Origin of the sequence: Bradyrhizobium sp. USDA 336 (genome assembly GCF_044908355.1) — a bacterium.
GTDB lineage: Bacteria > Pseudomonadota > Alphaproteobacteria > Rhizobiales > Xanthobacteraceae > Bradyrhizobium > Bradyrhizobium yuanmingense.
In genome coordinates this window covers 6032470-6057374 of record NZ_JBIYDC010000002.1, presented here as the reverse complement: position 1 = coordinate 6057374, position 24905 = coordinate 6032470, and the positions used below count along the sequence as shown (strand labels likewise).

Below are 24905 nucleotides of genomic sequence, written 5' to 3'. Positions count from 1 at the left end.
CGCTCGCAATGACGACTCCTTACCGCTTCTCGCAAAACTCCCTCATCGCAGCCGCAACGGCGCCCGCGACGGCCTCCTGCCGCTCCGGCGAGTTCATCTCCATTTCCTCGTCGCGATTGATGATCGAGCCGGCCTCGAGCAGCACGGCGGCGCTTCGCGTGCGCGACAGCACGACGAGCCCGTCATAGCGATAGACGCCGACATCCTTGTCGAGCAGCTGGCGCCGGTAGCGACCCATCACCGGCAGGGTGTACTGGCTCGCATAGTTCAGGCCCTGCTCCTTCAGGTGCTTGCCGATCATGCGGGCCAGCATCAGGCTGGTGGCGAAGTGCGGATTCTGCCGCGATACGAACAGCGAATGGCCCGAGAAGCGATCGCTGAAATAGCTCTTTGCGCCGTCGAATTCCCAGGTCTCGAGCAGCTTGTCCGGCACCGAATCATGATGGACCGACAGGAACAGATCGGCGCGGCCTTCATTCGCAGCACCGACGCGCTTGAACAGGCTCGGCCGTGCCTTGCCATCGGTGACGAGGAGGCGGGTTGCGGCAAAGCCTTCGGATTTGAGCTTGGCCGTGATGAGCCGTGCGAGGCGGAAGTTGTAGCCGAACTCCGGATCATTGCGCGCGCTCAATGCACCGTAGGAATCCGGCGTGTGGCCGACATCAACGACAATCCGGAACTTAGGTATCTCGCATTTGGCCGGCGACGACGGCTTCGGCCTGGGTCTGGCAATCTTTCGCGCAGCAGCAGCAGCGTCGCCGGCCTCGACGAGGACGAACGACGACAGCAGGATCGATGCGACCAGCCCGGCGATGATGCTCCGCGGTTGCCCCAAGCGCTGCTCCGCTGCCGTGATCCACGGGCGACCAATGAGCCCGCGATTTGTCTTCGGGAAGATTGGCTCGGCAGCGCGAGGACGTCAACGCGAGAACGGTTCTCGTAGGGTGGGCAAAGCGAAGCGTGCCCACCTCCTGCCTATTTGATAAGACGTGGGCACGGCGCTGACGCGCCTTTGCCCGCCCTACGGCACCTTCTCCTACACCGGCCGCTCCCCCTTCACCGTTACGCGCGTGCCGGAACGCGTATGCGGCCAGTAGTCCCACATCGCGCGGTGCTGGGTGCAGCGGTTGTCCCAGAACGCGATGGCGTTCTCGGTCCAGCGGAAGCGGCACTGGAACAGCGGGTTTTCGGCGTGCTGGTAGAGATAGGCGAGCATCGCGTCGCTCTCGTCGCGCGGGATGCCGTTGATGTGGCGGGTGAAGCCGCGGTTGACGTAGAGCGCCTTCTTAGCCGTGACCGGATGCGTGCGCACGACGGGATGCTCGGCATGGGGATAGGAGGGACGATCGGCAACGCCATAATTGGCATAGAGCCCGCGATAGATCGGCTCGCCGTCATGCAGCGCCGTCAAGCCGTCGAGATAGGCCTTCATGCGCTCCGAGAGCGCCTCATAGGCCGCATACATGTTGGCGAACAGCGTGTCCCCGCCGCGCGGCGGGCATTGCTTGATGTAGAGGATCGAGCCCATTGGCGGCTCGAGATCGCAGGACACGTCGGAATGCCAGCCCTCGCCATTGGCGCGCGGTGAGTTCTTGTCCGCATAGATCTTCATCAAGGCGGGGTCTTCGTCCTCGTGAGGAGCTGCGGGATGAAAATGCAGCTCGCCGAACTTGCGGCCGAAGGCGAGATGCTGCTGCGGCGTGATGTGCTGGTCGCGGAAGAAGATGACGAGGTTCTCGGCGAGCGCGCGGTGGATCTCGTCCATCTGCCGGTTGGAGCGGGCATCGCCATCGACGAGCTTGCCGATCTCGACGCCACTGATTTCCGCGCCGATGATGGGCGTGAGCTTCTCGACGGCGATGGTCTCGTAGGGCGCGCCGCCTTCAGCGGTGTGGCGATAGCGCGGGCCCTGCTTGCCGGCGAGTGAGCTCATGGCGTGTCTCCCGATCGTTATTGATTGAAGACATCGTAACGCGCGGTGACCGATACGCAATCTGCACCGCAAACATAGCCGTCGTCCCGGGGCGTGCGAAGCGCGAGCCCGGGACCCATAGCCACAGGATTTAGTTTTGCGAAAGTTGGTAACTACGACCCCACGCCATAACCACTCCCTGTGGTTATGGGTCCCCGCCTTCGCGGGGACGACAGCGAGTATGAGGCGGCTAGCGGAGCAAAACTATTCCGCCGCAGGCGCCGGCACCTTGGCGCCCTGGCCGTAGCGCTGGTCGATGTAGTCGATCACCAGCGCCTTGAAGTCGGCGGAGATGGTGGGACCGCGCAGCGTGCGGAACTTCTTGCCGTCGACGAAGACGGGCGCGGCCGGCGCTTCGCCGGTGCCGGGCAGCGAGATGCCGATATTGGCGTGCTTGGACTCGCCGGGGCCGTTGACGATGCAGCCCATCACCGCGACGTTGAGCTCCTCGACACCGGGGTATTTGGTCTTCCAGGTCGGCATCTCGTCGCGGATGAAATCCTGGATCGAGCGGGCCAGTTCTTGGAACGTGGTCGAGGTGGTGCGGCCGCAGCCGGGGCAGGCCGCAACCAGCGGCACGAAGGTGCGGAAGCCCATGGTCTGCAAGAGCTCCTGGCCGACCTGCACCTCGCGGGTGCGGTCGCCGCCGGGCTCGGGCGTCAGCGAGATGCGGATGGTGTCGCCGATGCCCTGCTGCAGGAGGATGCCGAGCGCGGCCGAGGACGCCACGATGCCCTTCGAGCCCATGCCGGCTTCGGTGAGACCGAGATGGATGGCGTAGTCCGAACGCGCCGCAAGATCCTGGTAGACCGCGATCAGATCCTGCACCGCAGAGACTTTCGCGGAGAGGATGATGCGGTCCTTGGGCATGCCGAGCTCTTCGGCGCGCGCCGCCGAGAGCAGCGCCGACTGCACCATGGCCTCGCGCGTCACCGCGCGCACGTCGCGCGGGTTGGGCGAGGCCGCGTTCTCGTCCATCAGCTTGGTCAGAAGCTCCTGGTCGAGCGAGCCCCAATTGGCGCCGATGCGCACCGGCTTGTTGTTCTTGTTCGCGATCTCGATGATGTCGGCGAACTGGGTGTCGCGCTTGTCCTTGAAGCCGACATTGCCGGGATTGATGCGGTATTTGGCCAGTGCTTCCGCACAGGCCGGATAGGCCGCGAGCAGCTTGTGGCCGATATAGTGGAAGTCGCCGATCAGCGGCGTATTGATGCCGCGCTTGGCGAGGCCATCGCGGATGTGCGGAACGGCGGCCGCAGCCTCCTCGCGGTCCACGGTGATGCGGACCATTTCGGAACCTGCACGCGCCAGCGCTGCGACCTGGGCGATGGTGCTTTCGACATCGGCAGTGTCGGTGTTGGTCATCGACTGCACGACGATCGGCGCACCGCCGCCGACGGCGACGTTGCCCACCTTGACCTGAGTGGTCCGATGCCGGGGCGCCGGGCCCGCGATGTCTGAATCGAGAGGGTTTTCGAACTTGTTCATGGCGGTCCAAATATCAGGTTTTGGTGACGTTCAGCAATGCATCGCGCGGCGCCGCAGCCGATGGGCTGGGACGGTTAACCAGGAAAAGCCCAGCAATTACAAGGACCGCTGCGGCCCCGAATGTCAGGCTGAGGGTGTCGTGCATGATGAAATAGCTACCCACCACGCCAAACAAAGGGGTGATGAAGGTAAAAGCGGACAATTTGCTGGCCGAATAGGCCTTCACCAGCGCGAACCAAAGCGTGAACGTGGTTCCCACCACCCAGATCGCCTGGAACGCCATCAGGCCGAGCGACAGCGGGCTCGGCGTGTGGGTGATGGATTCGCCGAACAGCCAGGCCGCGGTCCCGAGGATGGGGATCGAGGTCGCGACCTGGTAGCCCAGCGCCTTCTCGGGGGCGGCGAAGCGCAGACGGGTGCTCTTGGCGACCAGCGTCGTCGCGGCCCACAGCGCGGCGCCGCCGACAATCATGAGATCGCCGAGCAGGACATGCGAATCGACATTGGGCTGCGGCACGCCGATCGCAAGCGCGACACCGGCAAAGCTGATGGCGAGGCCCAGCCATTGCGAGGCGCCAAGTCGTTCGCCGAGCACCTGATAGGAGCCGAGCGCCACGAAAAACGGCGCGGTGTAGAGGAACACCACCGCACGGGAAGCAGACGTGAAGTGCAGCCCCTGGAAGATCAACACGAATTCGATGCCGAACATCAGCCCGGCGAACAGGCCCGGCTTCCAGGTGCCGTCACGCTCGAAGAACTTGACGCCACGAAAGGTGCCGATGATGAACAGCACCGGCAGCGCGCCCATCGAGCGGATGGTGGCCTGAAGCATCGGCGGGATGTCCGGCAGCACCAGCTTCACCGCGATCTGGTTGAACCCCCAGGTCAGGCACAGCATGAGCATCAGGGCGATGGCGCCGGCACTGAGGGGACGACCGGCGGACGGTATGGCTTGAGGTGCGGACATTTCTTTCCAAGAATCCGGCTTTGCGCCGTTATTGCTTCAAGACATTTTCTGACAATGCGTGCAGACGCCCGTGATCTCCACCACAGACAGCTTTGGCGCGAAGCCTGAGCTGCGCGCGGCGGCGTTGAGGTCCTTGGCGAAGGACGCCGAGGAAATCTCGCCGACCAGACCGCAGCGCTCGCAGATCAGGAACGCAACCGCGGAGGTCGCATCGTGGTCGTGGGCGGCGCAGGCGAGATAGGCGTTGCGGCTTTCGATGCGGTGCACGAGGCCGTTGGCCATCAGGAAATCGAGCGCACGATAGACCGTGATCGGCGCCGGCCGCGCCATCGACTTGGCGAGCTCGTCGATGATCTCGTAGGCGCCGAGCGGGCGGTGGCTGGAGAGCAACGCACCCAGCACCTGGCGGCGGATCGGCGTGAATTTCTGCGCGCGCCGTTCACAGACCACCTCGGCATGCGCGAGCGCGTCCGCGGTGCAGCGGCCGTGATCATGGTCGGGCGTGGGGAATGCCGGCTTCGCGAGGCTCATGTAACCCTCTTCTAGCATTTCGGCGGGGGAACCCAAAGCACGACGAGCCGCCCGGCTGCCAGCCATGCTCCTCCCGCGGGACAGCACCGCGCGACCGGGCCGTGAAACAATCATAAGCTTGCTTATTATATGCAAAGCTTAGTGGAGACGACGCTCATGACGCGCGGGTCGGTCGACCAGAATTTCCTGTTCACGCTCGGTGAGCTCTATCGCCTCCTGCGCGTCTATGCCGACAAAGAGGCGTCGCGCTTCGGCATCACCCGGGCACAATGGGCGGTGCTGGCCAAGGTGGAGCGCAGCGAGGGCATGAAGCAGTCTGAGCTCGCCGAGCTGCTGGAGATGCAGCCGATCACACTGACGCGCCTGATCGACAAGCTCTGCGACAACGACTGGATCGAGCGCCGCAGCGACGCTTCGGATCGCCGGGTCAAGCGCCTGTATCTCAAGAAGGCCGGACGGCAATTGCTCGGCCGCATGAGTGGCCTGAAGTCGGAGCTGACGGCGAACGCACTCGACGGCATCAATCCGGCGGATGCGCACCGCCTCCTCACCCAACTCGAAACCATCAAGGAAAACGTGCGAACCGCGATCCAGACATCCGGCACGGAGCAAGCACGCAAGGAGCAGCGCCATGGCTGATCAGGTCATCAAGTTGCAGCCCGAGCCGAAGAGCGACAGCGGCAAGCCGACCAAGAAGGCCGGCACCGATCCGCGCCGCCGCCTGCTGGCGGGCCTGCGCCGCTATCGCCGATTCCTGCTCCTGGTCGTGCTGCCGGTGATCGTCACCGTCGGAGGCGTCACCTTCTACCTGCATGGAGGCCGCTATGTCGGCACCGACGATGCCTATGTCGGCGCACAGAAGGTGTTGGTGACGCCCGACATCTCCGGCAAGATCCTGAAAGTGGTCGTGAAGGAAGGTCAGTCGGTCAAGCGGGGCGACGAGTTGTTCGAGATCGACCCGGTTCCGTTCCGCCTCGCGGTCGAGGAGACAAAGGCGCAGCTCGCGCAGACGCGCACGACCTATGACAACCTCGTCGCCAACATCAAGATCTATGGCGACATGCTGGGCCTCGCCCAGCAGGGCATCGATCTGAAGCAGCGCGACGTCGAGCGCAAGCAGGCGCTGGTGAAGAACAATTTCGGCTCCCAGCTCGATCTCGACAACGCCTCCAATGCACTAGTCACCGCCGGGGCGCAGGCGCAGTACATCAAGCAGCAGCTCTCCAACGCAAAGACCCAGTTGCTCGGCAACCCTGATCTGCCGCTCGAGCAATTCCCGCCCTACGCTCAGGCGAAAGCCAAGCTGGATGACGCGCAGCGCAACCTCGACCATACCGTCTTGCGCGCGCCGATGGATGGTGTAGCGACCCAGGTCGAGCAGATTCAGCTCGGCCGCTATGTCCCCGCCGGCACGCCGGTGTTCTCCATCATCGACGTCGCCCATCCCTGGGTCGATGCCAATCCGAAGGAGAGCGACCTCACCTATGTCACCGAAGGCCAGGCGGTCACGCTCGAGGTTGACGCGTTCCCCAACCATGTCTTCAAGGGCAAGATCGGCTCGCTCTCGCCCGGCACCGGCGCGCAATTCGCGATCCTGCCGCCGCAGAACGCCATGGGCAATTTCGTCAAGGTGGTGCAGCGCGTCCCGATCCGCATCTATTTCGACGAGAACGACAAATATGTGCGGAAGCTGAAAGCCGGCATGAGCGTCTACGCCACCATCGACACCGGACACAAGCGAACGCTCGCCGGCCTGCTCGGCCTGTCCGCGACCGCGGGCCAGGATCAAGAATAAGCAAGGACTGGCGCGATGTCCGGCCCCAATGCCAGCCTGATGGTCCCCGGCCTGCGCCGGAACATGGTGACGATCTGCGCCATGACCGCGACCATCATGCAGGCGCTGGACACCACCATCGCCAACGTCGCGCTGCCCTACATGCAGGGCACGTTGTCGGCCTCGCAGGACCAGATCAACTGGGTGCTGACCTCCTACATCGTCGCCGCCGCGATCATGACGGCGCCGGTGGGCTGGATCGCCAACCGCTTCGGCCGCAAGCGCATCTTCGTGACCTGCTCGGCTGGGTTCACCATGGCATCGGTGCTGTGCGGCCTCGCGCAGGACATCAACCAGATGGTGCTGTTCCGTCTGCTGCAAGGCGTGTTCGGCGCCGCCCTGGTGCCGCTGTCACAATCGGTCATGCTCGACTATTACACGCTCCAGGAACGCGCCAAGGCGATGTCGATCTGGGGCATGGGCGTGATGATGGGCCCGATCATGGGCCCCTCACTCGGGGCTTGGCTCACCGAGACCTATTCCTGGCACTGGGTCTTCTTCGTCAATCTGCCGTTCGGCGCCATCACCGTGCTCGGGCTGATCGTCTTCATGGACGAGACCGAGAAGAACCTCAGCCTCAGATTCGACTGGTTCGGTTTCTCCGCGCTGGCGGTTGCGATCGGCGCGCTGCAGCTCGCGCTCGACCGCGGCGAGCAATTGGGCTGGCTGGAATCGAACGAGATCCTCGCCGAGTTCATCGTCTCGGCCGTCGCGCTCTACTTCTTCCTCGCGCATTCCTTCACGACCTCGACCCCCTTCATCCGCTTCGCCCTGTTCCGGGACCGCAACTTCGTCACTGGCTGCCTGTTCATGATCGTGATGGGGCTCGTCCTGTTCTCGACCATGGCGCTGGCCTCACCCTACATGCAGAACGTGATCGGCTATCCCATCATCACCGCCGGCCTGCTGCTGGCGACCCGCGGCATCGGCACCTTCTTCGCCATGATGCTGGTCGGCCGCATGATGCGTTATGTCGAGGCGCGCACGCTGATCATCTGCGGCCTGACGCTAACGGCGGGCTCGCTGTTCCAGATGACCGGCTGGACCGATCTGACCCAGGTGCCGGAAATCGTCACGGTCAGCGTTATCCAGGGTTTTGGCTTCGGCCTCGTCTTCGTGCCGCTCTCGACCGTGGCGTTCCTGACGCTGTCGAACGAGCTGCGCACCGACGGCACCGCGATGCTGACCCTGATGCGCAACGTCGCGAGCTCGGTCGGCATTTCCGTCGTCATCGCCGAGCTGTCGCAGGGCACGCGGCGGACCTATGCGATCCTCTCCGAGCACGTCAATCCGTTCAACCACGCGCTGCAGATGCCTGGTGTCAGCGGCCTGATCAATTTGTCCACCGACGCCGGCCGCGCCATGGCCGACCGGATGGTCAGCGTGCAGGCGCAGATCATCGCCTTCTCCCATGATTACCAGCTGGTGATGATCTTCGTGCTCTGCACCCTGCCGCTCGCCCTGCTGATTGGCTCGACCAAGGCCACGCTGCGCAAGCAGGCAGCGGGCCCGGAGCATGCGGTGATGGAGTAGTTATCGGACTTTGGCGCTTCACACCGTCATTGCGAGCGCAGCGAAGCAATCCAGATTGTATCCGCGAAAACACCCTGGATTGCTTCGTCGCAAGCGCTCCTCGCAATGACGACTTGCCACACGATCAGCGCTACAACAGCTCCTCGCAGCCCAAATCGTCCACGGCCGCAAACGCCCGTTCCAGATTGTTCCACCACATCAGCGGCGGGATGTTGATGCTCCACTGCCAGACCGGCCGCGTGATCTGCCAGAGCACCGCCCAGCGGTAGTCGCGATCGAGCGCGCCGCGGGTGTAGCCGCTGATGCCGCTCTCGACCAGCGTGTCGTGGTAGAGATTGAGCAGCAGCCGTTCGAGCGCCTGCCGGCGTTCCGGATACCAATGCATCGCCATCATATAGGCGAGGTCGTGGGTCGGAACGTCGATGCTCCACAGATCGAAATCGAAGATGCGCACGGTGTCATCGATGCCCGTGCGCGGCAGCAGGAAATTCCAGACATGGGCGTCGCCATGCGTGATGCTGAGGTGGCGGCGTGCATGGTAACGCTGGGACAGCCGCTCCGCCTGGTCGATCAGCCGACGGTAGAGGATCCGCCGCTCTTCGCTGAGGCGATCGCCGAGAAGATCGGCAAAGCGATCGTAAAGCCCCGCGAACGTCTCCATGCGTTGCGCGCGGTCCTCCACGCTCGCCCAGGTGCCGACGGTGTCGCCGAGGCTCGGATGGTCCCACCAAGCTGCATGCCAGCGCGCCAGCGTCGTGACGATGGCGAACGTCTGCTCGCGCGACGGCGGCACCGGCCAGGTCGTCGCGATCTCGTGGCTGTCGGTGAGATCTTCCAGCAGCAGATGCCAGGCGAAGCTGTCCTCGTCGAAATGCCCATCAAAGCAGCGCGGCACGAGTCCCGGCGGCATCTGCGGCACCAGCTGCGTGTAATAGCCCACCTCGCGCCGGCCGCCATTGGCGAGGCGCTTGGCGAAAGCGGCATTGGGCGTCTTGAGGATCAGCGACTGCGGAGCACCGGCGGATTCGCCGACATAGCGCACCCCAAGCCTGACGATATGCGACACCACGGTGTCGCGTTGATGCAGCACCTTCACCTCGCGGACGGCGCCTGCATCCAGCGCGCCGCCCCGGCGCAGCGCGGCCGTCAGTCGGGCGGGCTCAACGACCGCCGGCAATTGTGGAGATGTCATGAACCACGATGCCCCTGTCCCCCGTCATACTGCACGATCACATGCCCGGGCACCAGCGGCTGCCGCCGGCTCAGGCTGCGGCGGTCGAGTCGCGCACCGTCCGCACGACGATCGCACGCAGTTGATCGAGATTGGCCGTCATCCCGGCGATCGCCTGCCTCACATCCGCGGCGCGCTGGTTGACGGAGGCGGCATCGCGGCTGACGTCGCCGATCTTGGCCGAGACCTCCTGTGCGGCGGAGGCCGATTCGGAAATCGACCGCGTGATCTCCCGGGTCGCGGCATCCTGCTGTTCCATCGCGGCAGCGACCGAAGTCGCCACGCCGTCGATCTCGACGATGTGGCCTCCCATGGCCTCGACGGCGTCGACCGCGGCCTGCGTCGAGGCCTGGATCTCGGCAATCAGCCGCCCGATCTCCTCGGTGGATTTGGCGGTCTGGTCGGACAGGGATTTCACTTCGGCGGCAACCACCGCGAAGCCGCGGCCGGCCTCGCCGGCGCGCGCCGCCTCGATTGTCGCGTTGAGCGCGAGGAGGTTGGTCTGGCCTGCGATGCCGCCGATGAGGTCAGAGACCTCCGCGATCTTCTTCACCGATCCGGCCAGCGCCTGAATGGTCGAACGCGCCTGCTCGCGGCCGGCGACCGCCGATTTGGTGACGGTGCTGGTCCGCGCGACCTGGCTCGTGATCTCGCGGATCGAGGCGCTCAGTTCTTCGGCCGCAGCGGAGACGGCCTGCGAGCTGCCGAGTGCCTGCGTCGAAGCCGCCGCCACCGCCTGCGACTGCGCAGAGAGCGACTTTGCGATCTCGGAGAGGCCGGAGGCGGCTTGCTCCACCCCCTGCGTCGCCGCAGTCGCGGTATCGACCGAGCGGCCGGTCTCGCGTTCGACCGTTTCGGCCATCTGGTGCAGGGCGGAGCGCTTGGCGAGCGCCGCCGCCTGCTCCTGCCGCAATTGCTCCTCGCGCAGACGGGAATTCTCGACCGCCGCCTGCTTGAACACCACAAGCGCGCCCGCCATCGAGCCGACCTCGTCCTGGCGCTGGGCGAACGGAATCTCGGCGGCGAGATCGCCGGTCGCGAGCTTCTGCATCGTGTCCGTCATGCGCACGATCGGGCGCACCACGCCGAGGGCAACACCCAATAGGCCGGCGGTAACGAAGGCGAGAACGGCGATGGAGACGCCGAGGAGGATATAGAGCATCGCGCTGTCGCGGTCCGCGGCCAGCTTCTCCATGGCGGCATTCCGCTTGTTGGCACTCTCGACGATGCTGTCGATGACGGCGCGATGCGCGGTATAGGCCTCCTTGAGCTGCGCATAGACGCGCTCGGAAGCCGCCGCGTCTTTGGCCTTGAGGGCGGGCAGAAGCTGATCCGACGCCTTCCAGAATTTCTGCACCTCCGCATCGGATTTCGACACCAGCGCGGTCTTGAGGTCGGCCGAGAGGCTGGAGGAGACCCAAAACGCCTTGCGGTCGTCGTAGTCCTTGCGAAGCTGGACCAGACGTTCGCCGTGGGCCGCCAGCTGGTCCGGCTCGCGCATGGCCAGCGTCGCCTCGAGATAGGCTTCGATGATGTATTCGGGCGGCGGCAGGATGTCGGCGATGAGGTCGTTGCCGAGCTTGATGTCGGAATAGAGCGGACCGCCGACCTTGAGCTCTTTTAGGGCGTACAGGCTGGTCGAAACAACGGCGGCGAAACCAATGGCGAGAACGACGCCAAACGCGACGATCGCAGAGGACAAGGACAGACGAGATTTCATGAAACAATCCAGGTCGGCGTCGAAACTGCGGCCATCCTAGACGACTACGGTAAATACGGGATTGATTCGCGCCGGAATTGTATTTCACGAACCCCGCATGAATACGGGGAAATGGACATCAAGGCATCGGTATTGAGTCAGCGAGGCTGACGCACAATCGCGCAAAATCAACGTTCGCGTCTGATGCGGCAACGCAGCACCGGCTCCGATGCGCCGAATGAGATATGTGTGCCGAGGAGCAGGCCTCCCCGGCACGCCCTGCCCTCATACGTCGAAGAACACCGTCTCGTTGTCGCCCTGCAGGTGCAGGTCGAGCCGGTAGACCGGCTTGCCGGCCTCGCGGACCGCAGTGATCGTGGCGCGGCGATCGGCAGGCACCAGCGCCAGCACGGGATCGGCGGCGTTGCCGGCCTCGTCGTTGAAATAGATGCGGGTGTAGAGATGCCTGAGCATGCCGCGGCCAAACACCGCAAGCAGGATGTGCGGCGCCTGCGGCTTGCCCTCGGGATCCGGCACAACGCCCGGCCTGATGGTCTCGAAAGAATAGTTGCCGTCCTTGTCGGTGCCGCAGCGGGCAAAGCCGCGGAAGCTCGCATTCGGCAGCGCGCGCTTGTCCTGGGGATCGGCGAAGCGGCCCTGCGCATCCGCCTGCCAGATCTCCAGCATGCAATCGGGGACGGCCACGCCGTCGCCATCAAACACCCGGCCCTCGATGCGGATGCGATCGCCGGTGACATCGGGCGTCAGCGTCGAGTTGGTGAACGCGTCGTTCCAGGCGTACTCGCCGGTCGGCGTCAGGCCGTATTTGAAGAACGGACCGACCGTCTGCGATGGGGTGATCCCGTCGGGCTTCGCGGACTCTTGCACTTAATGGTTCTCCATGGGGGTGGCGTCCTTGCCGCGCAGCACGATGTCGAAGCGGTAGCACAGCGCCCATTCGGGCTGGGTATTCTCCAAGTCGAACGACGAGACCATCCGCGCCCGCGCCTTCTCGTCCGGCACCGAGTTGAAGATCGGATCGAACGGGAACAAGGGATCGTTCGGAAAATACATCTGCGTCACGAGGCGCGTGACGAAGGAATGGCCGAACACCGAGAGATGGATGTGCGCAGGCCGCCAGGCGTTGTGGTGATTGCCCCAGGGATAGGCGCCGGGCTTGATGGTGACGAAGCGATAATAGCCGGACGCATCGCTCACGGTGCGGCCCGCGCCGGTGAAATTCGGATCGAGCGGCGCCGGATGCTGATCACGGACGTGGACATAACGGCCGCAGGAATTGGCCTGCCAGATCTCGACGAGCGAGTTCGGCACGCCGCGGCCGTCCTCGTCGCGCACATGGCCATGCACGATGATGCGCTCGCCGAGCGGCTCGCCCACGTGCTGGCGGGTGAGGTCGTTGTCGCCCGCGCGCACGGTCTCGTGGCCGTAGACCGGCCCGGTCAGCTCCGACAGCGTATGGGGCATCGGGATCAAGGGCTTGTGCGGCGCGCGCTTGATCGAGCTCTTGTAGTCGGGCGACAGCGGCAGCGGATGCGCCGCGTTGCTGCCGGTGGGATAGATGAATGTCATTGGCGAACTCCTCCCCGGCCATCATGGTCCGGCCGGTCAACGCTTTCGCCAATCATTATAGGATATAACTAATTTGGGAAAGCCGGTTTAGCGGCGTTCCTGCGCATGGCCGCCGGCCGCTCCTACCTGATCGGCGCGCGTGGAAGCACCGCCTCTCCGGCCTCGAGCCGGTAGGCATGGTCGAGCGAATACCAGGGCACGGAGGCGTCCTTCGCCGTCGGATGCGGCGTGTCGTGGCGCACGAACTTGCCGATCAGCGCCTGTGTCACACCGAACTGCACGTCGCTGTCGATATGGGGGTCGCTGGGATCATAGACCTGCGAGATCAGCACCTTGAATCCGGGCTTGAAGATCAGGGCATGCAGATGCGCGGGACGATAGGGGTGGCGGGCCTGCGCCGCGAGCAGGCGGCCGACGACACCATCGGTCGGAATGGGATAGCCGACCATCATCACTGACCGGAAGGAAAAGCGCCCGTCGGAATCTGTCGTGAACTTGCCGCGCAGGTTCATGTCGGCCTGCTCGGGGTCCTGGTTCTCGTAAAGGCCGACCGGCGAGGCGTGCCAGACATCGACCTCGGCACCGGCGACCGGACGGCCGTCCTTATCGACGACGCGGCCGCTGACGAACAGCGTGGCTCCCGGTGTCTGCGAGCGCACGATCGATCCGCCATTCTCGACCCGGGGCGAATTCAACCGCCAGAACGGCCCGAGCAATGAATGATCGGTCTCCGTATTGCCTTGATCGCCGTTGTTGAGCAGGCACACCAGCGAGGAGACGCCGAGCGACCCCGCCATCAGCACGACTTCGTTATGCGTATCGGTGGTCAGCTTGCCGAGCTCGGCCACGATCGCCGCGGCGTCGCGGAACTCCTTCTCGGTCAGCCTGACATCGCGGACGAAGGCGTGCAAATGCTTGACCAGGGAGACCATGATATCGCGCAGCCGCGGATCGGATGTCCGCTCCATCACCGCCAGGGCCGCGGCCGTGACGTCCTTCTCGCGCTCGATGATCATGGGACGATCCTCTCACCTTTCGTCATGGCCGGGCTTGTCCCGGCCATCCACGACCTTCTCAGAGCACCAAAAAACGTGGATGCCCGGGACAAGCCCGGGCATGACGAGTCCTGGGCACTGAGCGCCGGGATGACAGGACGCTACACGTCCCGTCAATTCAGCTTTTCGATCGCAACCGCAACGCCCTGGCCGACGCCGACGCACATGGTGGCGAGCGCCAGCTTGCCGCCGCGCTTCTCCATGCCGTGCACGGCTGTGAGCGCGAGGCGGGCGCCGCTCATGCCGAGCGGATGGCCGAGCGCGATGGCGCCGCCATGCGGATTGACGAAATCGGCGTCATCGGCGACGCCCAGCTGGCGCATGCAGGCGATGCCTTGCGAAGCGAAAGCTTCGTTCAGCTCGATCAGGTCGAAATCGCTAATCTTCTTGCCGAGGCGTTCCATCAGCTTGCGGGTCGCGGGCACCGGGCCGATACCCATGATCCGCGGCGGCACGCCGGCCGACGCAAGACCGAGGATGCGGGCTCGCGGCGTCAGGCCGTGCTTCCTGACCGCGGCTTCCGAGGCCAGGATCATGGCCGCGGCCCCGTCATTGACGCCGGAAGCGTTGCCGGCGGTCACAGTGCCGGGATTGCGCACGATCGGCTTCAGCTTGGCGAGACCTTCCAATGTGGTCTCGGGGCGCGGATGCTCGTCCTTGTCGACGGTGATCGGGCCGGCCTTGCCGCCGGGAATGGTGATGGGCGTGATTTCTTCCGCGAAATAGCCGGCTGCGATCGCAGCGCCTGCGCGCTGCTGCGAGCGGATGGCGAAGGCGTCCTGATCGGCGCGCGAGACCTGGAACTCCTCGGCGACGTTCTCGCCAGTCTCCGGCATGGCGTCGACACCGTACTGAGCCTTGAGCAGCGGATTGATGAAGCGCCAGCCGATCGTGGTGTCGAAGATCTCGGCCGAGCGCGAGAACGCTTCCTGCGCCTTGCCCATCACGAAGGGCGCGCGGGTCATCGACTCGACGCCGCCGGCAATCGCAAGATCGATCTCGCCGGAACGGATGGCGCGGCCCGCGGCGCCGACCGCATCGAGACCGGAGGCGCAGAGCCGGTTCAGGGTCTGGCCGGGAACCGAATCCGGCAGGCCCGCCAGCAGCAGCGCCATGCGCGCGACGTTGCGATTGTCCTCGCCGGCCTGGTTGGCGCAGCCGAAGAACACTTCGTCCACCTGCGCCCAGTCGAGCTTGGGGTGCTTGGCCATCAGCGCCTTGATCGGGGCGGCGGCGAGATCGTCGGCACGCACCTTGGCGAGCGAGCCGCCGAAACGGCCGATCGGGGTCCGCACGGCATCGCAGATAAAGACGTCACGCATCGTTGTTCTCCCTGAATGCCGCGATCCGGCCAAATTCTTCAATGTCGGCGGAGTTTTAGGAGGGCGCCCGCGGCAGGTCAATTGACGGTTTCGCGGGGCAGCCGTCATTCCGGGGCGTGCCATTTGGCGCGAACGCGAAATGACGACCGAGAATGTGGCAGCACCTCGCGCCCCCACTGCGGACAACGTGGAAAACCTCGCCGCTCCGGCCAAAGCGATAGGAGCAAGTGGCGAAATTTTGTAGGTTGCGCCGCCCATGACGATGCAACAGCCGATACAAGTTCCGCCCGCCGACGACACGCCCGCGCCGCAGGCCGAGGCTGCCGCGCGCGTCACGCCGATGATGGAGCAGTATCTGGAGATCAAAGCGGCGCATCGGGGCTTGCTGCTGTTCTACCGGATGGGCGACTTTTACGAGCTGTTCTTCGAGGACGCCGAGATCGCCTCGCGGACGCTCGGCATCGTCCTGACCAAGCGCGGCAAGCACCAGGGCGCGGATATCCCGATGTGCGGCGTGCCGGTCGAGCGCTCAGAGGATTATCTGCATCGTCTCATCAGCGCCGGGCATCGGGTCGCGGTCTGCGAGCAGACCGAGGATCCCGCGGCTGCGAAAGCGCGCGGCAACAAGAGCGTGGTGCGCCGCGGCGTGGTGCGGCTGGTGACGCCGGGCACGCTGACCGAGGACACGCTGCTCGATGCGCGTGCCAACAATTACCTGCTGGCGATCGCGCGGGCACGCTCCTCCGCCGGCGGCGACCGCTTCGGCCTTGCCTGGATCGACATCTCGACGGCCGAATTCATGGTCACCGAGGTCTCCGGCGGCGAGCTCGCCGCGACGCTAGCGCGCATCAACCCGAACGAGGCGATCGTCACCGACGCCCTCTACAGCGACAACGAGCTCGGCCAGACCTTGCGCGAGCTGCCGGCGGTGACGCCGCTGACCCGCGACGTCTTCGACGGCGCCACCGCCGAGAAGCGGCTGTGCGACTATTTTGCCGTCGCGACCATGGACGGGCTCGCGCAGCTGACGCGCCTCGAAGCCACCGCCGCGGCCGCCGCCGTCACCTATGTCGACCGCACCCAGGTCGGCAAGCATCCGCCGCTTTCGCCGCCCGCGCGAGAGGCCTCCGGCGCGACCATGGCGATCGATCCGGCGACGCGCGCCAATCTCGAGCTGACGCGCACGCTCGCCGGCGAGCGCCGCGGCTCGCTGCTCGATGCCATCGACTGCACCGTGACCTCGGCGGGCTCGCGCCTCCTGGCGCAGCGTCTGGCCGCGCCGCTGACCGATGCGCCGGCGATCGCCCGGCGCTTGGACGCTGTCAGCGCCTTCGTGGCCGATTCCGCCGCGCGCGAGGACATCCGCAGCATCCTGCGCGGCGCGCCCGACATGTCGCGCGCTCTGGCACGGCTCTCGGTCGGCCGCGGCGGGCCGCGCGACCTCGCCGGCATCCGCGACGGCATCATCGCCGCCGACCAGGTGCTGACGCGGCTCTCCGAAATGGATCGGCCGCCGCAGGAAATCGCGGCGGTGATGGCGGCGCTGCAGCGGCCGTCGCGCGCGCTTGCTGCCGAGTTCGCCAGCGCGCTCGACGAGCAGCTGCCGCTGATCAAGCGCGACGGCGGCTTCGTGCGCCAGGGCTACGAGCCGGCGCTGGACGAAGCGCGCAACCTGCGTGATGCCTCACGTCTGGTCGTGGCCTCGATGCAGGCCCGTTACGCCGACCAAACCGGCGTCAAGGGCCTCAAGATCCGGCACAACAACGTGCTCGGCTATTTCGTCGAGGTTACCGCCCAGCACGGCGACAAGCTGATGTCGCCGCCGCTGAACGCGACCTTCATCCATCGCCAGACGCTGGCGGGACAGGTGCGCTTCACCACCGCCGAGTTAGGGGAGATCGAGGCCAAGATCGCCAATGCCGGCGACCGCGCGCTCGGCCTCGAGCTCGAGATCTTCGAGCGGCTCTGCGCCAAGGCGCTCGCGATCAGCGACGATCTGCGCGCCGCGGCGCAAGGTTTTGCGCTGCTCGACGTCGCGACCTCGCTGGCCAAGCTCGCCGTCGACGAGAATTACGTGCGACCGGAGGTGGACGATTCCCTCGGCTTTGCGATCGAGGCCGGCCGCCATCCCGTGGTCGAGCAGGCCCTGAAGCGCAACGGCGAGCCGTTCATCGCCAATGCGTGCGATCTGTCACCGGCTCCTAGCCAAAAGTCCGGCCAGCTCTGGCTGCTCACCGGTCCCAACATGGCCGGCAAATCGACCTTCCTGCGCCAGAACGCGCTGATTGCCTTGATGGCCCAGGTCGGCAGCTTCGTGCCGGCGACACGCGCGCGGATCGGTATCGTCGACCGCCTGTTCTCGCGCGTCGGCGCCGCGGACGATCTCGCCCGCGGCCGCTCCACCTTCATGGTGGAGATGGTCGAGACCGCGGCGATCCTGAACCAGGCCGGCGAGCGCTCGCTCGTCATCCTCGACGAGATCGGCCGCGGCACCGCGACCTTCGACGGCCTGTCGATCGCCTGGGCTGCGATCGAGCATCTGCACGAGAGCAACCGCTGTCGCACATTGTTCGCGACGCATTATCACGAGCTGACCGCGCTCGCGGCCAAGCTGCCGCGCATGTTCAACGCCACGGTGCGGGTGAAGGAATGGCAGGGCAACGTGGTGTTCCTGCACGAGGTGCTGCCGGGCTCGGCCGACCGCTCCTACGGCATCCAGGTGGCGAAACTCGCGGGCCTGCCGCCGGCGGTGATCACGCGCGCCAAGTCGGTGCTGTCCAAGCTGGAGGCACAGGACCGCGGCCAGACCGCGCGCGCGCTCGTCGACGATCTGCCGCTGTTCGCGGTTCCTTCGCGCGCCGCCATTGAAGCCGCGCCGCCGAGCGAAGCGGAGCTGCTGATGGAGGCGGTGAAGGCGCTGCATCCCGACGAGATGTCGCCGCGCGAGGCGCTGGACGCGCTGTATGCGCTGAAGGCGAAGCTGCCGAAGCAGTGATGGTGCCGGAGGGTGGGCAAAGCGGAGCGTGCCCACCGCTCCCTGAAACGATCGGGGAGATATGGTGGGCACGGCGCGCAAAGAGCGCACCTTTGGCCCACCCTACAATTCCGAGCCCGCCCTAGCCCCTCGCCGCGATCGCCGCGGCTTCCGCGGCAGCGCGTTGCATGCTGGTCGACATCTCGTTGGTCACCGTGCTCTGCTCCTCGATCGCGGCGGCGGTCGAGGTCACGTACTCGCTGACATTGTTGATCGCCTGCTTGATCGAGCCGAGCGCGCTGACGACGTCGCCGGAGATGCTGTTGAGGCTGCCGATCTCCTGGCCGATCTTGTCGGTCGCCTGCTTGGCCTGGTTGGCGAGGCTCTTGACTTCGGACGCCACCACGGCAAAGCCGCGCCCGGCCTCACCGGCGCGAGCGGACTCGATCGTGGCATTCAGCGCGAGCAGGTTGATCTGACCGGTGATGCTATTGATCATCTCGACGATGCCGCTCATCGATTGCGCCGCCTCGGTTAGGCGCTGCGCCTGCGCGTCGGCGGAGGCGACCTGGTCCACCGCGCTCATCGCGGTCTCGCGCGACTTGGTCATGGCCTCGGAGATCTCCCGCACCGAGGCGTTGAGCTCCTCCGAGCCGGCGGCGACCGATTCCATCATGCCGCGCACGCGCTCATTGCCCATGCGGACCAGGACCTGCTTGGTGACGTCGGTGGCGTATTTGACGACCTTGAACGGCTTGCCGTTGAGGTCGAGGATCGGATTGTAGGAGGCCTGGATGTAGACCTCCTTGCCGCCCTTGCCGATGCGCTTGTATTCGGCCGCCTGATACTGGCCGCGATTGAGCGCCGCCCAGAACTCGCGATAGCCGGCGCCGTCGCGCTCGGAGGGCTCGACGAACATGCTGTGGTGGCGGCCCTTGATCTCGGCCAGCGAATAGCCGAGCGCGCCGAGGAGATTGGCGTTGGCGGTGATGATCGTGCCGTCCATGTTGAACTCGATCACGGCCTGGGCCTTGTCGATCGCCGCGATCTGGCCGGCGAGATCGGCATTCTTCAGCTTCTCCGCAGTGACGTCGGTCGCGAACTTGACCACGCCGTACGGCTTGCCGTTTTCGTCGAGCAACGGATTGTAGGAGGCGAGGATCCAGACCTCGCGGCCGCCCTTGCCGATGCGCTTGAACTCGCCCGCCTGGTATTCGCCGCGGTTGAGCGCGGCCCAGAATTCGCGATAGGGCGGGCTGTTTCGATCGGCCTCGGCCACGAACAGGCTGTGATGCTTGCCCTTGATCTCGTCGAGCGAATAGCCGAGCGCCTTGCAGAAATTCTCGTTGGCCGAGACGATGGTGCCGTCGAGCTTGAACTCGATGACGGCCTGGGCGCGGCCGATCGCAGCGATCTTGGAGGCGTCCGTCATGCTGCGGATCTTCTTCTCGGTGATGTCGGTCGCAATCTTGGCGACCATCACCGTCTTGCCGTTGCCGTCGAGCACCGGATTGTAGGATGCCTCGATCCAGACCTCGCGGCCGTCTTTCGCGATCCGCTTGAACTCGCGCGCCTGATACTCGCCACGGTTCAATGCAGCCCAGAATGCCTTGTACTCGGCGCTGTCGCGCTGGTCGGCCGGCACGAACATCGAGTGATGCTTGCCCTGGATCTCCTCAAGCCGGTAGCCGAGTGCGTCGAGAAAATTCTTGTTGGCCGTGACGATCGTCCCATCAAGATTGAATTCGATCATCGCCTGCGATCGGCCGATGGCATCGAGCCGCGCTTGTGCATCAGTGTTGGACTTGCGACCGAACATTCAAGTATCTCCTCGACGAGAAATCATTTGCATGGCGTGCGCAGCGTCGCGCTCGCGCTCGAGCCTTTCGGCTCGACGTTCACAACTTTTCGTACTGGTGGAACTGTAGCCCTCAACGGCGCCGTCTCTACGGACAACGAGCAAGTGTAGGGTCAAGACACGAAGATTAAATTAACGACACTATCGGAAACCCGCCGTCAAACACCGCGGAACTACCGGCTAGAGCCCGCAAAAAATCCTGGACACAATGCTTACGTTTCGATGCGCAGCCTTCTGCGTCCACGCCACCACAGCATCAGGTTCCACACCACGCAGGTTGCAAGCGCGAGCGAAAAACCTACCGCCAATCCAAATTTCACGACCGCTACGTGCATCACCGCAATCGCCATGCCAAAGCCGAGCAGGCCCCAGGCGGAGTTGGCGAGCACGGCGGCGGTCGGCGGTCCGCCGATGCGCGGGTGCAGGATGACCATGATGCTGGAGAACACCACGGGAAACAGCGCAATGATGCCGCTGATGCGCGGGCCGACCCAGCTCGATGTCGAAACCACGATGGCGACGAGGGTCGCAACCAGCGCAGCGCGCATCGGCACATCATACCAGCGACGCGTCACCAGCGGCATCTTCACATGGCGATAGCGCGCGAGCAGTGGAATGCAAATGCCGAACGCGATCAGATTGGCGGCGAGCCCCGCGGCGAGCGACCAGTCGAATGAGCGGATGATCGAGGCCATCCCGATCCATACCGCGAAAGCGCTTCCGCAACTCACCACGAGAGCGTGCCGCTGCGACAGCACAACGTAAGTGAGGCACATCAAGATCGTCGCCGCATTGACGGGCAGGCTCGCCAGCGCGCCCTGCGCGACGAACGCGGCGTCATGATCGATCGCAAGGAAGACGTAGGACGGCCCGGCCGAGACCGGCAGGGTCGCGATCAGCGCGCCGATCACGGGTCCCGAGCGCTCGGTGATGATCGATGCCGTCACCACGAACGCCGCCGCGATCGCCATGCGCAGGAGCAGGAAGAGGAGGAAGTGGAGGTCGAGGGACATTTCTATCTGTCATTCCGGGGCGCGCGAAGCGCGAGCTCCGGTGCGCAATTGCGCACCTGAGAATCCATAACCACAGGCCGACATGTTTGAGAGCTGGAGCAACGACCGTCCGAAATCCCGACGGCCGGGGATTATGGGTCCCGGGCTCGCGCCAAGCGGCGCGCCCCGGGACGACACCAATCGGTGGGATGACGGCCTGCGTCTTACATCCTTTGCATCGACACCGAAACCTTCGGGCCGTTCTTGATGGTCTGGTAGACCACGCAATAGCGCTCGGTGAGCTTGAGCAGCAGGTCGAGCTTGTCCTGGGCGGCGTCGGTGTCGACCTCGAAGCGGAGACGGATCTCGGCGAAACCGACCGGGGTCTCCTTGTCGACGCCGAGCGTGCCGCGGAAATCGAGATCGCCCTCGGCGTAGACGTTGCCGGTCTTCAAGGGCACCTCGATCGCGGTCGCGACCGATTTCAGCGTGACGCCGGCACAGGCGACCAGGGCTTCGAGCAGCATGTCGCCGGAGCAGAGCTCGAGGCCGGAACCGCCGGTGGCGGGGTGGAGGCCGGCCGTTGCGATGGCGCGGCCGGTCTCGACCTTGCAGGCGATGCCGTCGCTATCGGTGGAGCCCTTGGCCTTCAGCGTGATCAGCGCAGCCTTGGGATCGGTCTTGTAGCGCTCCTTGATCGGGGCCTGCATCTGGCGCAGCTCTGCAGCGTCCATCTCGTTCTCTCCCGGGGATATCGACGAGCGGTATAGAGGGCGATTGGTTTGGTGTCAGCCCATGATTGGTAGAGGCAGTCATGACCAGCCGGGATCCAAAAAGAAAAATCTGAGTACATTCATGACGTTACCCCAGGCGCCGATACCGGTATCGAAGCCGATCCATCTGCGTGGCGAAACTCGCCGGTCGTCCCCTTGCGAATGTCTCGTGACAGCGCCTGTCACCTCTTATATCCGGTGAGACATGGACAGCGTCGCGACTGAGCAGAAGCCACAGGTGGACGAGCGCTTCGATACCGCGCGGATCACCGCCGCGGTCGATGCCCTTGCCGAGAAGCACGAGGGGCGCGAGGACGCGTTCCGCACGGCGATGGCGCTATTGCTCAAGGCGGAGCTGATCGCGGCGCGCGCCGCCGCCCAGGCGATCCTTCTGAAGGACCGCCACGGCCGCCGCTGCGCCGAGCGGCTGTGCCACGTGCAGGACGAGATCATCCGCATCCTGTATTCGGCCGCGACGCGCCATCTCTACCGCTCGCCGATCCCGAGCGGGGCCGAGCGCATGGCGGTGGTGGCGACTGGCGGCTACGGCCGCGGCCTGATGGCGCCGGAATCGGACATCGATCTGCTCTTCATCCTGCCCTACAAGCAGACCGCCTGGGGCGAGCAGGTCGCCGAAGCGATCCTCTATTGCCTCTGGGACATGGGCTTGAAGGTCGGTCACGCCACGCGATCGGTCGACGAATCGATCCGGCAGGCGCGCGGCGACATGACGATCCGCACCGCGATCCTGGAGACGCGGTTCCTCACCGGCGACAAGCCGCTCTATGACGAGCTGGTCGAGCGCTTCGACAAGGAAGTGGTGCAGGGCACCGCGTCCGAATTCGTCACCGCAAAGCTCGCCGAGCGCGAGGAGCGCCACCGCCGCGGCGGCCAGTCGCGTTATCTGGTCGAGCCCAACGTCAAGGACGGCAAGGGGGCCTTGCGCGACCTGCACACACTGTTCTGGATCGCCAAATACGTCTACCGCGTCCGCGACACCCACGAGCTGGTCGGGCGCGGCGTGTTCGATGCGCAGGAATATCGCACCTTCCGCCGCTGCGCCGACTTCCTCTGGTCGGTGCGCTGCAATCTGCACTTCTACTCTGGCCGCGCCGAGGAGCGCCTCTCCTTCGATCTCCAGCGCGAGATCGCGATCCGTCTCGGCTACACCTCGCATCCGGGCATGCAGGACGTCGAGCGCTTCATGAAGCACTACTTCCTGGTCGCCAAGGAAGTCGGCAATCTCACCGCCATCCTCTGCGCCAAGCTCGAGGACCAGCAGGCCAAGCCCGCGCCGGTGCTGAGCCGGGTGATGGCGCGGCTGCGACCGAGCACCGTGAAGCGGCGCGTCCCCGACAGCGACGACTTCATCGTCGACAACAACCGCATCAACGTCGCCGCGCCCGACGTGTTCAAGCACGACCCGGTCAATCTGATCCGCATCTTCCGCCTCGCGCAGAAGAACAACCTCGCCTTCCATCCGGATGCGATGCGCGACGTGACGCGCTCGCTCGGCCTGATCAACGCGGGCTTGCGCGAAAATCCCGAGGCCAACCGGCTGTTCATGGAGATCCTGACCTCGGACAATGCCGAGATCGTGCTGCGGCGGATGAACGAGACCGGCGTGCTCGGTCACTTCATCCGCGCCTTCGGCAAGATCGTCTCGATGATGCAATTCAACATGTATCATCACTACACCGTCGACGAGCACCTGATCCGCTGCATCGGCTTCCTGCAGGACATCGAGCGCGGGGGCATCGAGGAGTTCGCGCTGGCGAGCGACCTGTTCCGCAAGATCCGGCCCGAGCACCGCGCGGTGATCTACATCGCAACGCTGCTGCACGACGTCGCCAAGGGCCGTCCCGAGGACCACTCCATCGCCGGCGCCAAGGTGGCGCGGCGGCTCTGCCCGCGGCTCGGCTTCAGCCCGGCCGATACCGAGCTCGTGGCTTGGCTGATCGAGGAGCACCTGACGATGTCCACGGTCGCGCAGTCGCGCGACCTCTCCGATCGCAAGACCATCGAGAATTTCGCTGCCGTGGTGCAGTCGGTCGAGCAGATGAAGCTCTTGACCATCCTGACCACCGCCGACATCCGCGGCGTCGGGCCGGGCGTGTGGAACGGCTGGAAGGCGCAGCTCTTGCGCTCGCTATATTACGAGACCGAGCCGGTGCTGACCGGCGGCTTCTCGGAGGTCGACCGCGGCAAGCGCCTCGCCGCTGCGCACGCCGAATTCCGCATGGCTTTCGCCGAATGGCCGAACGACGAGCTCGACGCCTATATCGGCCGGCACTATCCGGCCTACTGGCTCAAGGTCGAGCTGCCGCGCAAGATCCGCCACGCCCGCTTCGTCCGCTCCAGCGAGCAGGCCGGCCACAAGCTCGCGATCAATGTCGGTTTCGACGAGGTGCGCGGCGTCACCGAGCTGACGATCTTCGCCGCCGACCATCCCTGGCTGCTGTCGATCATCGCCGGCGCCTGCGCCTCGGCCGGCGCCAACATCGTCGACGCCCAGATCTACACCACGACCGACGGCCGCGCGCTCGACACCATCTCGATCTCGCGCGAATACGACCGCGACGAGGACGAGGGACGGCGCGCCACGCGCATCGGCGAGATGATCGAGGACGTGCTGGAGGGCAAGCTGCGCCTGCCGGAAGTGGTGGCGCGGCGCACCGTGCGCAGCAAGGCAAAGCCGTTCGTGATCGAACCAGAGGTGACGATCAACAACCAATGGTCCGATCGCTACACCGTGATCGAGGTCTCCGGGCTCGACCGGCCCGGCCTGCTCTACGAGCTGACCACCGCGATCTCCAAGCTCAATCTCAACATCGCCTCGGCCCATGTCGCGACTTTCGGCGAGCGCGCGCGCGACGTGTTCTACGTCACCGACCTGCTGGGCGCGCAGATCAACGCGCCGACGCGCCAGGCCGCGATCAAGAGCGCGCTGACCCATGTGATGGCCGGCGACAAGGCGGTGCAGCCGGCGGCGTGAACGGACGGTCTCGCCTATCTTCATTCGGAGGCGCATCTCTCTCCACTCGTCATTCCGGGGCGCCGCGCAGCGGCGAACCCGGAATCCATCG

The 24905-nt window shown here is 65.2% G+C and carries 19 protein-coding genes; 5 read left to right on the top strand and 14 right to left on the bottom strand.

Going from position 1 to position 24905, the window contains the following annotated elements; all coding sequences use genetic code 11:
- Nucleotides 1-19: 19 nt before the first annotated feature.
- The 5 genes from ABIA45_RS29365 to ABIA45_RS29345 form a co-directional block, all read right to left on the bottom strand.
- Nucleotides 20-835, bottom strand: coding sequence for an N-acetylmuramoyl-L-alanine amidase (locus ABIA45_RS29365; protein ID WP_404654563.1), 816 nt, complete (start codon nt 833-835; stop codon nt 20-22).
- Between the two features lie 201 nt (nt 836-1036).
- Nucleotides 1037-1933, bottom strand: a complete 897-nt coding sequence (locus ABIA45_RS29360) for a TauD/TfdA dioxygenase family protein (protein ID WP_404654562.1) — start codon at nt 1931-1933, stop codon at nt 1037-1039.
- Nucleotides 1934-2176: 243 nt separating this feature from the next.
- Nucleotides 2177-3460, bottom strand: coding sequence for a flavodoxin-dependent (E)-4-hydroxy-3-methylbut-2-enyl-diphosphate synthase (gene ispG, locus ABIA45_RS29355; RefSeq protein ID WP_404654561.1), 1284 nt, complete (start codon nt 3458-3460; stop codon nt 2177-2179).
- A gap of 13 nt (nt 3461-3473) precedes the next feature.
- Nucleotides 3474-4427: a DMT family transporter gene (locus ABIA45_RS29350; protein WP_271541718.1), complete on the bottom strand. Its 954-nt coding sequence runs from the start codon at nt 4425-4427 to the stop codon at nt 3474-3476.
- Nucleotides 4428-4463: 36 nt separating this feature from the next.
- Nucleotides 4464-4958: a Fur family transcriptional regulator gene (locus ABIA45_RS29345; RefSeq protein WP_404654560.1), complete on the bottom strand. Its 495-nt coding sequence runs from the start codon at nt 4956-4958 to the stop codon at nt 4464-4466.
- 156 nt (nt 4959-5114) lie between these two features.
- Here ABIA45_RS29345 and ABIA45_RS29340 point away from each other — a divergent pair, with 156 nt between their 5' ends.
- Genes ABIA45_RS29340 through ABIA45_RS29330 form a run of 3 tightly spaced genes read left to right on the top strand, consistent with a single transcriptional unit; the run spans nt 5115 to nt 8325 of the window.
- Entirely contained in the window at nt 5115-5597 is a 483-nt protein-coding gene (locus tag ABIA45_RS29340; RefSeq protein WP_157285353.1) for a MarR family winged helix-turn-helix transcriptional regulator, read from the top strand.
- Nucleotides 5590-6753, top strand: a complete 1164-nt coding sequence (locus ABIA45_RS29335) for an HlyD family secretion protein (protein WP_404654559.1) — start codon at nt 5590-5592, stop codon at nt 6751-6753. Before ABIA45_RS29340 ends, ABIA45_RS29335 begins: the two co-directional genes overlap by 8 nt.
- A 15-nt stretch (nt 6754-6768) precedes the next feature.
- Nucleotides 6769-8325, top strand: a complete 1557-nt coding sequence (locus ABIA45_RS29330; protein WP_404654558.1) for an MDR family MFS transporter — start codon at nt 6769-6771, stop codon at nt 8323-8325.
- A gap of 130 nt (nt 8326-8455) precedes the next feature.
- On the opposite strand, the gene ABIA45_RS29325 is transcribed toward ABIA45_RS29330, so the two are convergent.
- From ABIA45_RS29325 to pcaF, 6 genes are all read right to left on the bottom strand, one after another.
- Complete coding sequence (locus ABIA45_RS29325) at nt 8456-9517, bottom strand: phosphotransferase (RefSeq protein WP_404654557.1); 1062 nt, start codon at nt 9515-9517, stop codon at nt 8456-8458.
- A gap of 70 nt (nt 9518-9587) precedes the next feature.
- Nucleotides 9588-11276 carry a methyl-accepting chemotaxis protein gene (locus ABIA45_RS29320; RefSeq protein WP_404654556.1) on the bottom strand — a complete coding sequence of 563 codons (1689 nt, stop codon included), beginning with the start codon at nt 11274-11276 and terminating at the stop codon, nt 9588-9590.
- A gap of 264 nt (nt 11277-11540) precedes the next feature.
- Complete coding sequence (gene pcaG / locus ABIA45_RS29315) at nt 11541-12143, bottom strand: protocatechuate 3,4-dioxygenase subunit alpha (protein WP_271541708.1); 603 nt, start codon at nt 12141-12143, stop codon at nt 11541-11543.
- Complete coding sequence (gene pcaH / locus ABIA45_RS29310) at nt 12144-12845, bottom strand: protocatechuate 3,4-dioxygenase subunit beta (RefSeq protein WP_404545218.1); 702 nt, start codon at nt 12843-12845, stop codon at nt 12144-12146. It abuts the gene before it with no gap.
- A 122-nt stretch (nt 12846-12967) separates the two neighbouring features.
- Nucleotides 12968-13861, bottom strand: coding sequence for a dioxygenase (locus ABIA45_RS29305; protein ID WP_404654555.1), 894 nt, complete (start codon nt 13859-13861; stop codon nt 12968-12970).
- Nucleotides 13862-14013: 152 nt separating this feature from the next.
- Nucleotides 14014-15222, bottom strand: coding sequence for a 3-oxoadipyl-CoA thiolase (pcaF, locus tag ABIA45_RS29300; protein WP_404654554.1), 1209 nt, complete (start codon nt 15220-15222; stop codon nt 14014-14016).
- Between the two features lie 256 nt (nt 15223-15478).
- Between pcaF and mutS the strand changes: the two genes are divergently transcribed.
- Nucleotides 15479-18217: a DNA mismatch repair protein MutS gene (gene mutS, locus ABIA45_RS29295; protein WP_404654553.1), complete on the top strand. Its 2739-nt coding sequence runs from the start codon at nt 15479-15481 to the stop codon at nt 18215-18217.
- A gap of 121 nt (nt 18218-18338) precedes the next feature.
- Here mutS and ABIA45_RS29290 read toward each other — a convergent pair whose 3' ends face one another.
- From ABIA45_RS29290 to ABIA45_RS29280, 3 genes are all read right to left on the bottom strand, one after another.
- A complete protein-coding gene (locus tag ABIA45_RS29290) occupies nt 18339-20015 on the bottom strand; it encodes a PAS domain S-box protein (protein ID WP_404654552.1) in 1677 nt (558 codons plus the stop codon).
- 251 nt (nt 20016-20266) lie between these two features.
- On the bottom strand, nt 20267-21067 hold the full coding sequence (locus tag ABIA45_RS29285) for a hypothetical protein (RefSeq protein WP_404654551.1): 801 nt from the start codon (nt 21065-21067) through the stop codon (nt 20267-20269).
- A 203-nt stretch (nt 21068-21270) separates the two neighbouring features.
- On the bottom strand, nt 21271-21780 hold the full coding sequence (locus tag ABIA45_RS29280) for an OsmC family protein (protein ID WP_404654550.1): 510 nt from the start codon (nt 21778-21780) through the stop codon (nt 21271-21273).
- Between the two features lie 244 nt (nt 21781-22024).
- On the opposite strand from ABIA45_RS29280, the gene ABIA45_RS29275 reads away from it, so the two are divergent.
- On the top strand, nt 22025-24814 hold the full coding sequence (locus ABIA45_RS29275) for a [protein-PII] uridylyltransferase (RefSeq protein WP_157285340.1): 2790 nt from the start codon (nt 22025-22027) through the stop codon (nt 24812-24814).
- Nucleotides 24815-24905: the final 91 nt, after the last annotated feature.

What these genes read in the sequence shown, in the direction of transcription:
- ABIA45_RS29360 (WP_404654562.1), bottom strand. Translation starts at nt 1,933, where the DNA reads ATGAGCTCACTCGCCGGCAAGCAGGGCCCGCGCTATCGCCACACCGCT.
- ispG (WP_404654561.1), bottom strand. Translation starts at nt 3,460, where the DNA reads ATGAACAAGTTCGAAAACCCTCTCGATTCAGACATCGCGGGCCCGGCG.
- ABIA45_RS29350 (WP_271541718.1), bottom strand. Translation starts at nt 4,427, where the DNA reads ATGTCCGCACCTCAAGCCATACCGTCCGCCGGTCGTCCCCTCAGTGCC.
- ABIA45_RS29345 (WP_404654560.1), bottom strand. Translation starts at nt 4,958, where the DNA reads ATGAGCCTCGCGAAGCCGGCATTCCCCACGCCCGACCATGATCACGGC.
- ABIA45_RS29340 (WP_157285353.1), top strand. Translation starts at nt 5,115, where the DNA reads ATGACGCGCGGGTCGGTCGACCAGAATTTCCTGTTCACGCTCGGTGAG.
- ABIA45_RS29335 (WP_404654559.1), top strand. Translation starts at nt 5,590, where the DNA reads ATGGCTGATCAGGTCATCAAGTTGCAGCCCGAGCCGAAGAGCGACAGC.
- ABIA45_RS29330 (WP_404654558.1), top strand. Translation starts at nt 6,769, where the DNA reads ATGTCCGGCCCCAATGCCAGCCTGATGGTCCCCGGCCTGCGCCGGAAC.
- ABIA45_RS29325 (WP_404654557.1), bottom strand. Translation starts at nt 9,517, where the DNA reads ATGACATCTCCACAATTGCCGGCGGTCGTTGAGCCCGCCCGACTGACG.
- ABIA45_RS29320 (WP_404654556.1), bottom strand. Translation starts at nt 11,276, where the DNA reads ATGAAATCTCGTCTGTCCTTGTCCTCTGCGATCGTCGCGTTTGGCGTC.
- pcaH (WP_404545218.1), bottom strand. Translation starts at nt 12,845, where the DNA reads ATGACATTCATCTATCCCACCGGCAGCAACGCGGCGCATCCGCTGCCG.
- ABIA45_RS29305 (WP_404654555.1), bottom strand. Translation starts at nt 13,861, where the DNA reads ATGATCATCGAGCGCGAGAAGGACGTCACGGCCGCGGCCCTGGCGGTG.
- pcaF (WP_404654554.1), bottom strand. Translation starts at nt 15,222, where the DNA reads ATGCGTGACGTCTTTATCTGCGATGCCGTGCGGACCCCGATCGGCCGT.
- mutS (WP_404654553.1), top strand. Translation starts at nt 15,479, where the DNA reads ATGACGATGCAACAGCCGATACAAGTTCCGCCCGCCGACGACACGCCC.
- ABIA45_RS29290 (WP_404654552.1), bottom strand. Translation starts at nt 20,015, where the DNA reads ATGTTCGGTCGCAAGTCCAACACTGATGCACAAGCGCGGCTCGATGCC.
- ABIA45_RS29285 (WP_404654551.1), bottom strand. Translation starts at nt 21,067, where the DNA reads ATGTCCCTCGACCTCCACTTCCTCCTCTTCCTGCTCCTGCGCATGGCG.
- ABIA45_RS29280 (WP_404654550.1), bottom strand. Translation starts at nt 21,780, where the DNA reads ATGGACGCTGCAGAGCTGCGCCAGATGCAGGCCCCGATCAAGGAGCGC.
- ABIA45_RS29275 (WP_157285340.1), top strand. Translation starts at nt 22,025, where the DNA reads ATGGACAGCGTCGCGACTGAGCAGAAGCCACAGGTGGACGAGCGCTTC.